The sequence below is a fragment of the Pandoraea sp. NE5 genome, from assembly GCF_024363545.1.
GTDB lineage: Bacteria > Pseudomonadota > Gammaproteobacteria > Burkholderiales > Burkholderiaceae > Pandoraea > Pandoraea cepalis.
The window spans coordinates 608574-622681 of record NZ_AP025517.1; the positions used below are offsets into that span (position 1 = coordinate 608574).

The following is a 14108-nucleotide window of genomic DNA, read 5'->3' on the forward strand; positions in this document are numbered from 1 at the left end:
TAACCGGCTGACTCGCGTCAGCGTATTGACGCTGTTGCACGCCCTGCATCGCTACCTCACACCACCGTGGCGAGGCCGAGCGTCAGCAGCAACGCCACAACCGAAATGATCGTCTCGCACACCGTCCAGGTCTTGAAGGTCTGCGGCACGGTCATGTTGAAATATTCCTTGACCAGCCAGAAGCCGCCGTCGTTGACGTGCGACAGGATCAGCGAGCCCGCGCCCGTGGCCAGCACCATCAATTCCGGTTTCACGGTGGCACCGGCGGCCGCCGCGATCGGTGCGACGATGCCGCACGCCGTGGTCATGGCCACCGTGGCCGAGCCCGTCGCGATACGAATCAGCACCGCCACCAGCCAGCCCAACAGCAGCGGCGAGAGGTGGGCGTTCGTCGCGACATCGACGATCGCCTTCGACACGCCGCTGTCCATCAGGATACGCCCGAAACCGCCACCCGCTCCCACCACCAGCGTAATCGTGGCGATCGGCGCCAGACACTCGTTGGTGAACTTCAGGATGTGGTCGCGATTGAAACCGCGCTGCTTGCCAAACGTGAAGAAGCTCACGAGCGTGGCGATCAGCAACGCCATCACCGAGTTGCCGATCAGGCGCAGAAATTCGTTGGCAAACGTCTTCGGCGCGAAGAACAGGTCGGCCCAGCTACCGATGAGCATCAGGATCACCGGCAGCAGGATCGTGAACAGCGTGATGCCGAAGCCCGGCAGTTCGTTCAGCGCACGGTCCTTTTCGACGAACTGCGAGAGCAGCGGATTGTCCGGATTGGGCACCACGTGGCGCGCCATGAGCTTTGCGAACAGCGGGCCGGCAATGGCCGCCGTCGGAATGCCGACGATCAGCGCGTACATGATGGTGTGACCGATGTCCGCGTTGTAGGCGGTCACGGCGAGCAACGCGGCCGGGTGCGGCGGAATCAGGCCGTGCACGACCGACAGGCCCGCCACCATCGGAATGCCCACGAGCACCATCGACGTACCGGTCCGCTTGGCGACGTTGAACGCAATCGGAATCAGCAGCACGAAACCGACTTCGAAGAACACCGGCAGACCGACGATGAACGCGATCACGACCATCGCCCAGTGCACGTTCTTCTCACCGAAAGCGCCGATGAGCGTGCGCGCAATGCGCTCGGCCCCGCCCGACTCGGCCATCATCTTGCCGAGCATCGTGCCAAGCCCCACCACCAGCGCAATGTGCCCCAGCGTGTTGCCCACGCCTGTCTCGAACGCCTTGACGATTCCCCCCATCGGCATACCCACCGCCAGCCCGAGCACGAGCGAGACGACGATCAGCGTGATGAACGGATTCAGTTTGAAACGCGCGATCAGCAGAATCAGCGCGATTACCGCGACTAGCGCGTACACCAGCAGCAAGTTGCCTTGCACCGCGACCATGGGGGGTCTCCTCGTTTGGCTAGATGGGCGAATGCCCGAAGGGCTTGCGCCCGATTATTGGAATTGTGGGATGTGATGCGTTGCTTCGATGAAACCGGTGTTGCCTAGCGGCGCGGCAAGGCAGTCGCCGCTCGCGCGAGACGCGTAATGCCGTCCCAGTCCTGCGCGTCCACGAGCGCCTTGGGGGTGAGCCACGATCCCCCCACGCACACCACATTGGGTTGCGCGAGATACGACGGCGCCGACTCGGCGCTGATACCGCCCGTCGGGCAGAAACGCACGTGCCGGAACGGCCCGTAAAGGGCCTTGAGCATCGGCACGCCCCCCGACGGTTCGGCCGGGAAGAACTTCACCGTGTCGTAGCCATCGGCGAGCGCCGCGAGAATGTCGGACGGCGTCACCACGCCCGGCAGCAACGGCAGACCTGCTGCCTTGGCCGCTGCGCCCAGCGCGCTCGTGTAGCCCGGCGAGACGCCGAAGCGCGCGCCGGCCGCCACGGCCTGCGCCATTTCTTCCGGGCGTGTGAGCGTGCCCACGCCGACAATCAGTTCGTCGGACAGCCCCGCCACATGGCGAATGACGTCCATCGCGGCCGGGGTGCGCAGCGTGATTTCGAGGACCCGCACGCCGCCCGCGAGCAGCGCGCGCGAGACCTGCTCGCCCTGCTCGACGCTGTCGAACTGGAGCACCGGAACCACGGGGCCGGCACGAACGATGTCATTGATGTCCATTACGTTTTCCTTGAATGCAGCGACGTGACCGGCACGTCACTCAGAACCGAAGAACACGGACGCGCCGGCTTCAGCCGCGCCCACCGCCGCGCGCATGTGACCGAAGAGCAGACGCCCGGTGTCGTCGCCCGAGACCGGCACCTCTGCCATCTCACGCGCCTCCCATACCTGCGGGGCCACCTCGGCGTGCAGCATGCCGGCGTTCGCGTCGAGCACGATCAGATCGCCGTCGCGCACCCGTGCCAGCGGGCCGCCGCCCGATGCTTCGGGCGACACGTGAATCACGGCGGGCACCTTGCCCGAGGCGCCGGACATCCGACCATCGGTCACGAGTGCCACCGCAAACCCTTCGTCCTGCAAAACACCGAGCAGCGGGGTGAGACGGTGCAGCTCGGGCATGCCATTGGCGCGCGGCCCCTGGCCACGCAGCACCACGACCACGTCGCGACGCAATTCACCGGCGTCGAACGCGGTCTGAACCGCTTCCTGCGACGCAAATACGCGTGCCGTTGCGGCCACGCGCCGATGTTCCGGCTTGACCGCCGACACCTTGATGACGCCGCGTCCCAGATTGCCGTGCATGAGCCGCAATCCGCCATCGGGGGCGAACGGTTCGGCGTGGCCGCGCAGGACGTCACGATCACCACTGTAGGCGCTACCGGCGCGCCACGCCAGTCCATCGGGCGACAGCCACGGCTCGGCGCGGTAGCGCGCGAGGCCCGGACCGGCCACGGTCTTGACGTCGTCGTGCAGCAGGCCCGCGTCGAGCAACTCGCCGATCAGGAAGCCCATGCCACCCGCCGCGTGGAAATGATTCACGTCGGCCTTGCCGTTCGGATAGACCCGCGCCATGAGCGGCACCACGGCCGACAACGCGTCGAAATCGTCCCAATCGATGATGACGCCCGCCGCGCGGGCCATCGCCACCAGATGGAGCGTGTGATTGGTGGAACCGCCCGTGGCCAGCAGGCCGACGATGCCGTTGACGACGGCACGCTCGTCGACCACATGGCCGATCGGGGTGTAGTCGGGCGTGTCGGCGCCGATGGCCAGCACGCGCGCGAGGGCGGCGTCGGTCAGTGCGTCGCGAAGCGGCATGTGCGGATGCACGAAGGCCGCGCCCGGCAGGTGCAGGCCCATGATTTCCATCAGGAGCTGATTGCTGTTGGCGGTGCCGTAGAACGTGCAGGTGCCTGCGCCGTGATAGGCCTGCGACTCGGCTTCGAGCAGCGCGTCACGGCCGACCTTGCCCGTGGCATACGCCTGGCGGATCTTTGCCTTCTCGTCATTCGACAAGCCGCTCGCCATCGGACCAGCCGGCACGAAAATCGTCGGCAGATGACCGAATTGCAGGGCACCGATCACGAGACCCGGCACGATCTTGTCGCAAACTCCGAGCATCAGCGCGGCATCGAACATGTTGTGCGAGAGCGCGACCGCCGTGCTCATGGCGATGATCTCGCGCGAGAACAACGATAGCTCCATGCCCGCGTTACCTTGCGTGACGCCGTCGCACATCGCCGGCACTCCGCCCGCGACCTGCACCGTGGCGCCGAGCTTGCGCGCGGCTTCGCGCAAACGCGCCGGATACGACTCATACGGCTGATGTGCCGAGAGCATGTCGTTGTAAGCCGTGACGACGCCGACGTTCGGACGACGCTGTTCGCGCAGGACGAGCTTGTCATTGGCCGGCATGGCGGCGAATCCGTGCGCCAGATTGGCACAGGACAGCGCGCCGCGCTGCGGGAAGCGTCCGGCGCTGGCGTCGATGCGGGCCAGATACGCCGCACGCGTGTCGCGGCTGCGCGCGGCAATGCGCGCCGTGACGGCCATTACGGTCGGGTGCAGGGGCTTCTTTTGCTCAGACATCATGCCGGGGAACGGAAATTGCGACGCACCCAGGGTAGGTGCGATTCGGAGCGGAGTTTAGTAGAAATTCTACATCGCATCAATCGAAAGACATCGGCATCCGGGCTTGTCCCTAGTATTATCCGACAGTTATGTCGCATTTTACCGTATCAAGAAACATCACACCACAATATGAAATGATGATTTCCTGTAGTTTTTGTACATTCACACCGCAACTTGCACACGTGCCGATCCGCGCCCGCGCTACGGCGCCGGGACCTGCGGGTGCTATAGTGGGCGCCTGCTTTTGTCGACGCCTGCCATGCTGAACCGAATCAAAGCCACGCTGACCCAATTGCGCCCGTCCGAGCGCAAGCTCGCGACCTATGTGCTGGATGCGCCGCGCGAAGTCGTCGATCTGTCGATGAACGAACTCGCCGAACGCGCCAGCGTCAGCCAACCCACGATCGCCCGGTTCTGTCAGGCGGTGGGTTGCAGTGGCTATCGAGAATTCAAGATCCGGCTGGCGCAGGGCATCGCGCAAGGGGTGCCGTTCGTACACCGCGACGTCCGCCCCGACGAACCGGTGCCGGGCATCGCCAGCAAGGTGCTCGACCGCACCATCGGCAGTCTCATGCAGGTTCGCAACAATCTCTCGCCCGACAGTATCGGGCAAGCCATCGAGCTGCTTGCCGGGGCACGACGCATTGAGTTCTATGGCGCGGGGGCGTCGGGGATTGCCGCACAGGACATGCAGCACAAGTTCTTCCGGCTCGGGGTGCCCGCCGTGGCATATAGCGACCCGCATGTCTATGGGATGTCGGCCGCGCTGCTGCGACAGGGGGATGTGGTGGTGGCGATCTCCAACACCGGGCGCACGCAGGATCTGCTTGAAGCCGTCCAGTTGGCGCGAACGGCGGGCGCGAGCGTGATTGCAATCACGCACAGCAACTCGCCACTGGCGCGGCAGGCGAGCGTCGCGCTCTTCGCCGATGTCGACGAAGACACCGACGTCTACTCGCCACTGACCTCGCGTATCGCGCATCTCGCCATTGGCGACGTGCTCGCCGTGGGCATGGCGCTGCGCCTGGGCGATCGCCTGCCCGCCCAACTCGCCCGCGCGAAGGAAGTCATCAATCGCCGCCGGACGACGAACGAAGGGCGATAGCCACGGCTATCGCCTCACCCTCGTCATTTCGCATCGCTTAAGGTCAGCGCCTATGCCGCGCTCAGCGCTGCTGTGCCTGCGGATTGACGGCGTTCTGTAATGGCTTGCCGGTCAGCGCAGCAACGAGGTTGTCCGCCGCGCACGCGGCCATGGCATGGCGCGTCTCGTGTGTTGCCGAACCGATATGCGGCAGCGCGACCACTTGCTTCATCTTCAGCAGCGGCGAATCGACCGACACCGGCTCGCGCTCGAACACGTCGAGGCCCGCCCCACGCAGATGGCCCGACGCCAGCGCATCGATCAGCGCCGCCTCGTCGATCACCTTGCCGCGCGCCGCGTTGATGAAAATGGCGCCCGGCTTCATCTGCGCGAATTCGTTCGCTCCGATCAACCGTTCCGTCGCCGGCGATAGCGGTACGAGCGTCACGACAAAGTCGGCTTCGGCCAGCAACGCCGGAAGTGCCCGGTGCCGAGCGCCGTAGGCCTGCTCCGCAGCCTCGTTGCGCGAACGGTTGCTGTACAACACCTTCATGCCGAAGCCGAGCGCGGCACGACGCGCGACCGCGCCGCCGATGCGGCCCATGCCGACGATGCCAAGCGTCTTGCCTTGCACGTCGGTACCGAAATGTGCCTCGTCGAGACTCGCCGTCCAACCGCCCGACTTCACCAGTTCGGCCAGTTCGACGACGCGCCGGGCACTCGACAGAATCAGGGCGAAGACGGTATCCGCCGTGGTTTCCGTCAGCACATCGGGGGTATTCATCAGCACGATGCCGCGACGCGTGAGATCGGCCACGTCGAATTGATCGTAGCCCACGGAAATGGTGGCCCAGGCCTTGAGCCTGGGTGCGGCGTCCAGCAATGCGGGCGTGACGTTCATGCCCCCGCCGATGGCGCCCTCGGCGCGGCCCAACGCCGCCAGGAATGCCGCGCGATTGCCGTCGTTCACCCCGTCGAATTCCGTCAGCGTAAAGGTTTCGGCCAACCGCGCGCGCACATCTGGCGGCACGCTCTTGTACAGCACCACTTCCGGAAGACTCATCCTCTTCACTCCTTGGGAGGTTGCCGCTACCCGCACCCGCGGGCACCGGACGACACGTTCGGTATGCCGGATCAGCGCCGAGTGCCCTGAGCGTCGGCAAAAGCCCGTTCGAGAAAATCGAGGCGGTCCTGGCCCCAGTAGGGCTGGCCGTCGAACACGAACCACGGCGCGCCGAAGACGCCGGCGCGTTCGGCGTCGTCGGTGTTGGCGTCGTAGGCCGCCTGCACGCCGGCCGTCTTCGACGCCGCGAGCAGCGATGCGCCGTCGAGCGACAGGCTGTCGGCGATCGCCTGCAACGTTGCCTCGTCGGCGATGTTGCGCTCCTCGGCCCACAGCGCCGTCGAAATGGCCGCCGTCAGCGCGAGCGCCTTGTCCGTGCCATGCGCGAGCTGCGCGGCGACGATCAAACGCGCCGCCGGATCGCCCGCCACCGGAAAGTACTTCGGTTCCAGGTTGAGTGGCACGCCGAGATAGCGGGACCAGCGCGCCAGCTCGACCAGACGATACGCTTGGCGCTGCGGCGCACGCTTGGCCAGCGGCAGGCCGCCCGAGCCGGCGAAGATGCGCCCGATATCCATCGGCTTCAACTGGATCTGCACGTCGTAGCGACGTGCCAGTTCGACAAAGCGGGCCTGCCCCATGTAGACATAGGGCGACGGCGGCGCCACGAAATAATCGCAGGTCAGACTCACGGCAGACTCCTCTCGGGTATTGGTGGTGGGCGCGGGTGGGCGCGCGATGGTGCGGTGGCCAGTGCTGGCGATGTGCGACGACGTGGGTGAAAAATGATCCGGCGCGTCAGAACGGCTTGACGACCACGAGGATCACCGCCGCGAGCAGCGCCAGCACCGGAAATTCGTTGAAATAGCGATACCAGCGATGCGAATGTGTGTTGCGACCGGTTTCGAATTTGCGCAGCAGACGGCCGCACGCATGGTGGTACCCCAGCAGCAACACCACGATGAGCAGCTTGGCGTGCAACCAGCCGCCGTAGCGTCCGATCCCGTAGTACAGCCAGAGGATCAGTCCGAAAGCGAGCGCGGGCACCGCCAGTATCGTCATGAAGCGATAGAGCTTGCGGGCCATGAGCAGCAGGCGCTGCGTGGCAGCGGGATCGCTCTCCATCGCGAGGTTGACGAAGATGCGCGGCAGGTAGAACAGGCCGGCGAACCACGAGGCGACGAAAACGATATGGAGCGCTTTGATCCAGAGCATCGGGGACGGGCGGCCCGCACGCAGGCCGTCGAATATTTTGAACAGCAAACAATGTACAACAATCCGTCGCGCCGCGAAGGGCAACGTCCCGCGCATTCAGGCTCGGGCACCGCGACAAATCGACGCGACGCGGCCCGCGGCGTTAGCGCGCACCGGGTTGTCATCCGCTGGGGTGCGGCGTCATCGCGTCTCACCCGATGAAACACACCTTGAGCGACGCCCTCGCGCGGCTGTGCCAGAATACGGGCCATATTGGCGTCTTCGCCCCGCATCGGTCGGTTTTCCGATCATTGGCCCCCGCATGAGAATTCTTGGCATCGACCCCGGGCTGCGTGTCACTGGCTTCGGCGTGCTCGAAAAGCACGGCAACCGTCTGCAGTACGTGACGAGCGGCGTCATACGCACCGGCGAAGGCACACTGCCCGCGCGGCTGCGCATCATCTTCGAGAGCGTGGCGGAACTGGTCGACACCTATCGGCCCGATCAGGCGGCCATCGAGAAGGTGTTCGTCAACGTCAATCCGCAATCCACGCTTCTGCTTGGACAAGCGCGCGGCGCGGCGATCACAGCGCTGTCGGTCGGCGGGCTCGAGGTCTTCGAATACACGCCGATGCAGCTCAAGCAAGCGGTGGTCGGCTACGGACGCGCCCGAAAGGAGCAGGTCCAGGAGATGGTCACCCGTCTGCTCACGCTCACCGGAACCCCCGGCAAGGATGCGGCCGACGCGCTGGGCGTCGCCATCTGCCATGCGCACAGCGGCGAGACGTACTCGGCACTGGCCGGCGTCGCCCCGACCCTTGCGGCCAAGGGCCTGCGCGTGCGGCGCGGTCGTCTGGTCGGCTGAGCGGCACCACCGCCGTTGCGGTTGCGGTTGCCCTTACGCGTGCGCTTGCCGTGGCGGTTGCCATCACGGTCATCGTCGTACGTCGCGGCATACCGTGCTGCCTCACGCCGGCAAGCGACGTCCGAAGCGCTACAATGCAGCCATGATCGAAACCGACAAACTCGCCGCCGAGCGCATCATTGCGCCGACCCCGGCCTCGCCTAACGAAGAAGCCTTCGAGCGCGCGCTGCGTCCCAAGCTGCTCGACGAATATGTCGGTCAGCGCAAGGTGCGCGGCCAGTTGGAGATCTTCATCGAGGCCGCGCGCAAGCGCTCGGAACCGCTCGACCACGTGCTGCTGTTCGGGCCGCCGGGCCTGGGCAAGACGACGCTCGCCCACATCATCGCCCGCGAAATGGGCGTGCATTTGCGCCAGACGTCGGGGCCCGTGCTCGAGCGCCCGGGCGACCTCGCCGCGCTGCTGACCAATCTCGAAGCCAACGACGTGCTGTTCATCGACGAAATCCACCGGCTCTCGCCCGTCGTCGAGGAAATCCTGTATCCGGCGCTCGAGGATTACCAGATCGACATTATGATCGGTGAAGGCCCTGCGGCACGCAGCGTCAAGCTCGATCTGCAACCGTTCACGCTCGTGGGAGCGACCACGCGCGCCGGCATGCTGACGAATCCGTTGCGCGACCGCTTCGGGATCGTGGCGCGTCTGGAGTTCTACACGGCCGAAGAACTGACCGGCATCGTGCGCCGCTCGGCCGGCCTGCTCGGCGCGGCCATCGTCGACGACGGTGCTTTTGAGATCGCCCGTCGCGCGCGCGGCACGCCGCGTATCGCCAACCGGTTGCTGCGGCGTGTGCGCGACTACGCCGAAGTGAAGGCCGACGGGCGCATTACCGCCGCCGTGGCCGACGCCGCGCTCTCGATGCTCGACGTCGATTCGGTCGGCCTCGACGTGATGGACCGCAAGCTGCTCGAAGCCGTGCTCCACAAGTTCGACGGCGGCCCCGTGGGCGTGGACAACCTCGCCGCCGCCATCGGCGAAGAGCGCGACACCATCGAAGACGTGATCGAGCCGTACCTGATCCAGCAGGGCTTCCTGCAACGCACACCTCGCGGGCGCGTCGCGACACTTGCCGCGTATCGTCACTTCGGACTGGCCGCCCCTGGCAGTGCGCCGGACAGCAGCTCGCTCTGGTCGCCCGACGCCACCGGCAAGTGAAACCTGCCGCTTTGACATCGCCACACTGAACCTCGCATGTCCTCGCACGACGACCTCCCGACACCGCCTCCGGCAACGCCCTTGCGGCCTGCCGGGCCGGTCGTGGGCGTGTCGGGACGTGTGCGGCACGCCATTGCGATGCGGCTGGTGAGCCTGACCTCAGGCCCCGGCGCTCCACGACTGAACTACGACACCCCGGCTGGCGACCCCGGCCTGTTCGGCCCGGACGCCGCCTGCTGGCATGTGCATGGAGACTTCACGTCGATGATGATCGGCGGCATCAGCGCGCTGCTGATGCAGTCGTTGCACCCGCTCGCGATGGCCGGCGTCTGGGATCACTCGACCTTCCGACAGGACGTGATCGGCCGTCTGCGCCGCACGGCCACATTCATCGGCGGCACGACGTTCGGCAATACCGCCGACGCGCAGGCGCTGCTTGAGCGGGTGCGACGCATCCACCTGCAGGTCAAGGGCGTCGCCCCCGACGGGCGCCCCTACGCCGCGTACGATCCGGATCTGCTGACGTGGGTGCACGTGGCCGAGACGTCGAGCTTCCTGCGCAGCTATCTCGTCTACAAGGATCCGGCGTTCGCCCGCAGCGAGCAGGATCGTTATTACGCGGAAGTCGCGCGCATTGCGGTGGCGCTCGGCGCTCGCGACGTGCCGACGAGTGTCGCGCAGATCGACGACTATCTCGCGGCCATGCGCCCGGCCTTGTGCGCGAGCGAGCGCACCGACGAAGTCGTGCGTGTGTTGCGCAATCTGCCCGCGCCGTTCACAGGCGCGCGCCTGTTCAGCGGCGTGTTGTTTCGCGCAGGCATCGATTTGCTGCCCGACTGGTCGCAGGCGATGCTCGGCTTCGGGGAAGGGGCGACGGTACGTCGCCTGACGGTGCGGCCCGCAGTGCGTCACATGGCGCAGGTCGCCCGATGGTCGATGCGCAACAGCGTGGCGCACCGCGCGCGACGTCGCGCATTGGCGACGCCCGATGTTGTCGTCGTGCAGTCATCGCTGGAACGCTAGGCACGTCTGCGTCACGGCCCTTAGCGGATTTGGCAGACTTAGCGGACTTAGGTGACTTAGCGGCCTTACACGCCCCGACGTGCTGACCCGACCGGCCAGCCTGTCACACCACGCGCGGATCGACGCGATCCATGGCGGCAGCGCCCTCCGGCCTGTCGTTGCTTTCGTCTCGCACGGCGGCGTCCAGATGCGCGACATCCCCCCAACACAGCACTTGCCAGCGCTGGCCATCGTAGGCCAGGCGGTTCACGCTCGCATTGAGCAGCGGATAGGCTCGCGGCTCGGTCAATGCAAGCCGCGTTGCGAGCCGATAGCAGCAATCGAGCACGCCGCCATGCGCCACCAGCGCCAGATGCTTGCCCGCATAGTCGTGCAGCAGTTGCGCGACGGACTCGGTGATACGCGTGTAGAAACCTCGCGTGGACTCGCCGCCGGGAATCACGAAATCGGGATCGCGGCTCTGCCAGCGTGCATAGTCTTGCGGAAATTCCGCCTGGATCTCGTCCGGCACACGGGTTTCGAAGACCCCATAGTGACGCTCCCGCAAACTCGCGGTGCGCACCAGCGGCAAACCGCACGCGCGCGCGACGGGTTCCGCCGTCTGCACCGCTCGCTGCAAATCGCTCGTAAGCACGTGGTCGAAAACGCGCCCGCGCGCCGCCACCTCGCGTTCGATACGCTGTCCCAACAAGACCGCCTGATGCTCGCCCTCGGTCGAGAGCGGGATATCGGTGTGGCCTTGAATCCGTTTGGCGCGGTTCCAGTCAGTCTCACCGTGGCGAATCAAAGTCAGGGTCGTGGTCATGCCGGTCATCGATGCGATTGCTTGTTACGTGTGGCGTGAGTCAAAGCGAGCGGAGGCAAACGGCGCGCAGTCAGGCCAGCGCCGGATTGAGCGTGTAGGTGCCGGTCACGCGCGCCTGCCCAAGCACGTGTGGCTGAATCGCCGCGAGCACGTCGTCGCCCCCGAAACGGCCGTCGAGCGGCACACGGGCGATATCGAGCGCGTACACGGTGAAGTGGTAGTGGTGCACGATCGTGTCGTTCCACGGCGGGCACGGGCCATCGTAGCCGTAGTAATCGCCGCGCATGCCCTCGTCGCCCGCAAACCAGGCGGTGTAGTCGTTGACGCCGTGACGCATGCCGTCGAGCGCGTCCGGGCCGAACTTGCCGCGCGGCGTAACGTGGTTGCTATGGCTGGCCGCCGGGATCTCGGACACCGACGCCGGCACGTCCACGAGCACCCAATGATAGAAATCGACGCGCGGCAGCGTCGCCGGCACTTCGCGACCTTCCTGGTTGACGTCGTCGCCCTGGCTCGGTACGTCGCTATCGGTGCAGATCACGACAAACGAACGGGTACCGGCCGGCGCATCGGACCACGCCAAATGGGGATTCTTGTTCTGCGACAGCGCCACGTGCGCCTGTGCATCCGGTTTGCCGAAGGCGAACTGTTCATCTATCGCCGCATTGTCGGCAAACGAGTCACTCCAGACTTTCATCGGTTTCTCCCAAGCATTGTCGTTTCGGAACTCGACGACGGTATCACACCGATGCGAATCGCGTGCGGGCCATCCCCCACAACCGGACGATTCCGAGCAATTTTCGGGATAGGCCCTGGGCGGATGCGGCCGGCGGCGCAGATAACGCGCGGTATCGGCAGCACACGCCGCCCACCCCGAACGTCAACCGGCGTCGGGACGCGTCTGAAGCCAGAACGTGACCGGTCCGTCGTTCACGAGCGAGACGCGCATGTAAGCGCCGAATTCGCCCGTTTCCACGATCGGATGGCGCGCACGCGCCTGCGTCACGAAATGATCGAAGAGCCGCTTGCCGTCGGCCGGACTGGCCGCCGGGGTGAAGCTCGGCCGGGTACCGCTGTGGGTGTCGGCCGCCAGCGTGAACTGCGAGACGAGCAGCAAGCCGCCAGCCGCGCCGTTGCCGTCGAGGCTCGACACGCTGCGGTTCATCTTGCCCGCCTCGTCCGAGAACACGCGATAGCCGAGCAGCTTAGCGAGCAGCTTGTCCGCGCTCGCTTCGGTGTCGCCGCGCTCGGCGCACACGAGGGCGAGCAGGCCCGGACCGATGGCGCCCACCGTGCGGCCATCGACCGTCACGGCGGCTTCGAGCACCCGCTGGATGAGCGCGATCATCGGCTGACCCGCGCCTGCAGGCGCCACATCAGCGGCGATCGGGCGGCGACGCTCAAGCGAGCGTCACGCGCGCGAAGCGGCGCTTGCCGACCTGCACGACATAGGTGCCGGCGTCGATCTTCGCGCCCTTGTCGGACACGGCCTCGCCGTCGATCCGCACGCCGCCCTGCTCGATGTTGCGGTTGGCTTCCGACGTCGACGGCACCAAGCCCGCCTGCTTGAGGAGCTGAGCGATCCCCAGCGGCGCGCCTTCAAGGGAAACTTCCGGAATGTCGTCCGGCACACCGCCCTTGGCGCGCGCGTTGAAATCCTCGAGCGCGCGCTCGGCATCGGCTTGCGAGTGGAAGCGCGCCACGATCTCCTGCGCGAGCAGCACCTTCACGTCGCGCGGATTGCGCCCGCCTTCGACGTCCTTGTGCAACTGGGCGATCTCGTCGAGCGTACGGAACGAGAGCAGCTCGTAGTAACGCCACATCAGATCGTCCGAGATACTCATGAGCTTGCCGAACATCTCGCTCGGCTTCTCGCTGATGCCCACGTAATTGGCCTTGGACTTCGACATCTTCTCAACGCCGTCCAGCCCTTCGAGCAGCGGCATCGTCAGAATGCACTGCGGCTCCTGGCCGTATTGCTTCTGCAATTCGCGGCCCACGAGCAGGTTGAACTTCTGGTCGGTCCCGCCGAGTTCCAGATCCGACTCCAGGGCCACCGAGTCGTAGCCTTGCATGAGCGGATACAGGAATTCGTGGATGGCGATCGGCACGCCGCCCTGGAAACGCTTGGTGAAGTCCTCGCGCTCGAGCATGCGCGCCATGGTGTAGCGCGACGCGAGCTTGATCATGCCGTCCGCGCCCAGCTTCATCGACCATTCGCTGTTGTAGCGAATTTCGGTCTTGTTACGGTCGAGCACCAGCGCGGCCTGCTCGAAATACGTCTTGGCGTTCGACTCGATCTGCTCGCGGGTGAGCGGCGGACGCGTGCTGTTACGGCCCGACGGATCACCGATCAGCGACGTGAAATCGCCGATCAGGAAGATGACCGTGTGCCCCAGATCCTGCAACTGGCGCATCTTGTTGAGCACCACGGTGTGGCCGATGTGGATGTCGGGCGCCGTCGGGTCCAGTCCCAGCTTGATGCGCAGCGGCTTGCCGGTCGCTTCGCTGCGCGCCAGCTTCTGGAGGAACTCCTCTTCCACGAGCAGCTCGTCGCAACCGCGCTTGGCGATCGCCAGTGCGGCCCGCGCGGCGTCGGTCACGGGATACTTCTTTTCCGAGGTGAGTGCGTGTTCACTTGTCATAACATCATTGTCCAGACTGGTTCAGGGTTTCCCTTGAGCAGTCAGTAAAGGCGGAGGCCGCGGTAGCTCTGCTATAATCGCGGCTCAATTCTCGGCTCGGGCCGAAGCGACGCCGGGTTGCCCCGGAATTCCGACAGGCAATCTCGAAGCGTGCCGCTCCGC

The 14108-nt window shown here is 65.7% G+C and carries 14 protein-coding genes; 4 read left to right on the forward strand and 10 right to left on the reverse strand.

What is annotated here, in order from left to right; genetic code table 11:
• Nucleotides 1-56 precede the first annotated feature (56 nt).
• The 3 genes from PanNE5_RS02830 to edd all read right to left on the reverse strand — a co-directional run bounded on the left by PanNE5_RS02830 (nt 57) and on the right by edd (nt 4012).
• Complete coding sequence (locus tag PanNE5_RS02830) at nt 57-1412, reverse strand: GntP family permease (protein ID WP_017235665.1); 1356 nt, start codon at nt 1410-1412, stop codon at nt 57-59.
• Nucleotides 1413-1516: 104 nt separating this feature from the next.
• On the reverse strand, nt 1517-2143 hold the full coding sequence (gene eda / locus PanNE5_RS02835) for a bifunctional 4-hydroxy-2-oxoglutarate aldolase/2-dehydro-3-deoxy-phosphogluconate aldolase (protein ID WP_017235664.1): 627 nt from the start codon (nt 2141-2143) through the stop codon (nt 1517-1519).
• 36 nt (nt 2144-2179) lie between these two features.
• On the reverse strand, nt 2180-4012 hold the full coding sequence (gene edd / locus PanNE5_RS02840) for a phosphogluconate dehydratase (protein ID WP_039830735.1): 1833 nt from the start codon (nt 4010-4012) through the stop codon (nt 2180-2182).
• Between the two features lie 301 nt (nt 4013-4313).
• On the opposite strand from edd, the gene PanNE5_RS02845 reads away from it, so the two are divergent.
• Entirely contained in the window at nt 4314-5159 is an 846-nt protein-coding gene (locus PanNE5_RS02845) for a MurR/RpiR family transcriptional regulator (protein WP_017235662.1), read from the forward strand.
• Nucleotides 5160-5220: 61 nt separating this feature from the next.
• Here PanNE5_RS02845 and PanNE5_RS02850 read toward each other — a convergent pair whose 3' ends face one another.
• The 3 genes from PanNE5_RS02850 to PanNE5_RS02860 form a co-directional block, all read right to left on the reverse strand.
• A complete protein-coding gene (locus PanNE5_RS02850; protein ID WP_017235661.1) occupies nt 5221-6201 on the reverse strand; it encodes a bifunctional glyoxylate/hydroxypyruvate reductase B in 981 nt (326 codons plus the stop codon).
• Between the two features lie 71 nt (nt 6202-6272).
• A complete protein-coding gene (locus tag PanNE5_RS02855; protein ID WP_261939197.1) occupies nt 6273-6893 on the reverse strand; it encodes a 2-hydroxychromene-2-carboxylate isomerase in 621 nt (206 codons plus the stop codon).
• Nucleotides 6894-6999: 106 nt separating this feature from the next.
• Nucleotides 7000-7416, reverse strand: a complete 417-nt coding sequence (locus PanNE5_RS02860; RefSeq protein ID WP_026132307.1) for a CopD family protein — start codon at nt 7414-7416, stop codon at nt 7000-7002.
• Between the two features lie 301 nt (nt 7417-7717).
• On the opposite strand from PanNE5_RS02860, the gene ruvC reads away from it, so the two are divergent.
• From ruvC to PanNE5_RS02875, 3 genes are all read left to right on the forward strand, one after another.
• The gene (gene ruvC, locus PanNE5_RS02865; protein WP_017235658.1) at nt 7718-8260 is read left to right on the forward strand and encodes a crossover junction endodeoxyribonuclease RuvC; all 543 of its coding nucleotides are present in this window, start codon (nt 7718-7720) and stop codon (nt 8258-8260) included.
• Between the two features lie 142 nt (nt 8261-8402).
• On the forward strand, nt 8403-9473 hold the full coding sequence (gene ruvB / locus PanNE5_RS02870) for a Holliday junction branch migration DNA helicase RuvB (protein ID WP_026132306.1): 1071 nt from the start codon (nt 8403-8405) through the stop codon (nt 9471-9473).
• A gap of 36 nt (nt 9474-9509) precedes the next feature.
• A complete protein-coding gene (locus PanNE5_RS02875; RefSeq protein ID WP_083902410.1) occupies nt 9510-10496 on the forward strand; it encodes an oxygenase MpaB family protein in 987 nt (328 codons plus the stop codon).
• A 103-nt stretch (nt 10497-10599) separates the two neighbouring features.
• On the opposite strand, the gene PanNE5_RS02880 is transcribed toward PanNE5_RS02875, so the two are convergent.
• The 4 genes from PanNE5_RS02880 to tyrS form a co-directional block, all read right to left on the reverse strand.
• The gene (locus PanNE5_RS02880; protein WP_051060347.1) at nt 10600-11301 is read right to left on the reverse strand and encodes a histidine phosphatase family protein; all 702 of its coding nucleotides are present in this window, start codon (nt 11299-11301) and stop codon (nt 10600-10602) included.
• Between the two features lie 70 nt (nt 11302-11371).
• Nucleotides 11372-11998, reverse strand: coding sequence for a YbhB/YbcL family Raf kinase inhibitor-like protein (locus PanNE5_RS02885; protein WP_017235654.1), 627 nt, complete (start codon nt 11996-11998; stop codon nt 11372-11374).
• A 183-nt stretch (nt 11999-12181) separates the two neighbouring features.
• A complete protein-coding gene (gene dtd / locus PanNE5_RS02890; RefSeq protein ID WP_017235653.1) occupies nt 12182-12649 on the reverse strand; it encodes a D-aminoacyl-tRNA deacylase in 468 nt (155 codons plus the stop codon).
• 52 nt (nt 12650-12701) lie between these two features.
• Complete coding sequence (gene tyrS, locus PanNE5_RS02895; RefSeq protein ID WP_017235652.1) at nt 12702-13946, reverse strand: tyrosine--tRNA ligase; 1245 nt, start codon at nt 13944-13946, stop codon at nt 12702-12704.
• Nucleotides 13947-14108 lie beyond the last annotated feature (162 nt).

Excerpts from the sequence above, each read along its gene's own strand:
- ruvC (WP_017235658.1), top strand. The coding sequence starts at position 7,718 with ATGAGAATTCTTGGCATCGACCCCGGGCTGCGTGTCACTGGCTTCGGC.
- PanNE5_RS02885 (WP_017235654.1), bottom strand. The coding sequence starts at position 11,998 with ATGAAAGTCTGGAGTGACTCGTTTGCCGACAATGCGGCGATAGATGAA.
- PanNE5_RS02880 (WP_051060347.1), bottom strand. The coding sequence starts at position 11,301 with ATGACCACGACCCTGACTTTGATTCGCCACGGTGAGACTGACTGGAAC.
- eda (WP_017235664.1), bottom strand. The coding sequence starts at position 2,143 with ATGGACATCAATGACATCGTTCGTGCCGGCCCCGTGGTTCCGGTGCTC.
- ruvB (WP_026132306.1), top strand. The coding sequence starts at position 8,403 with ATGATCGAAACCGACAAACTCGCCGCCGAGCGCATCATTGCGCCGACC.
- tyrS (WP_017235652.1), bottom strand. The coding sequence starts at position 13,946 with ATGACAAGTGAACACGCACTCACCTCGGAAAAGAAGTATCCCGTGACC.
- PanNE5_RS02850 (WP_017235661.1), bottom strand. The coding sequence starts at position 6,201 with ATGAGTCTTCCGGAAGTGGTGCTGTACAAGAGCGTGCCGCCAGATGTG.
- PanNE5_RS02860 (WP_026132307.1), bottom strand. The coding sequence starts at position 7,416 with ATGCTCTGGATCAAAGCGCTCCATATCGTTTTCGTCGCCTCGTGGTTC.
- PanNE5_RS02875 (WP_083902410.1), top strand. The coding sequence starts at position 9,510 with ATGTCCTCGCACGACGACCTCCCGACACCGCCTCCGGCAACGCCCTTG.
- dtd (WP_017235653.1), bottom strand. The coding sequence starts at position 12,649 with ATGATCGCGCTCATCCAGCGGGTGCTCGAAGCCGCCGTGACGGTCGAT.
- PanNE5_RS02845 (WP_017235662.1), top strand. The coding sequence starts at position 4,314 with ATGCTGAACCGAATCAAAGCCACGCTGACCCAATTGCGCCCGTCCGAG.
- edd (WP_039830735.1), bottom strand. The coding sequence starts at position 4,012 with ATGTCTGAGCAAAAGAAGCCCCTGCACCCGACCGTAATGGCCGTCACG.
- PanNE5_RS02830 (WP_017235665.1), bottom strand. The coding sequence starts at position 1,412 with ATGGTCGCGGTGCAAGGCAACTTGCTGCTGGTGTACGCGCTAGTCGCG.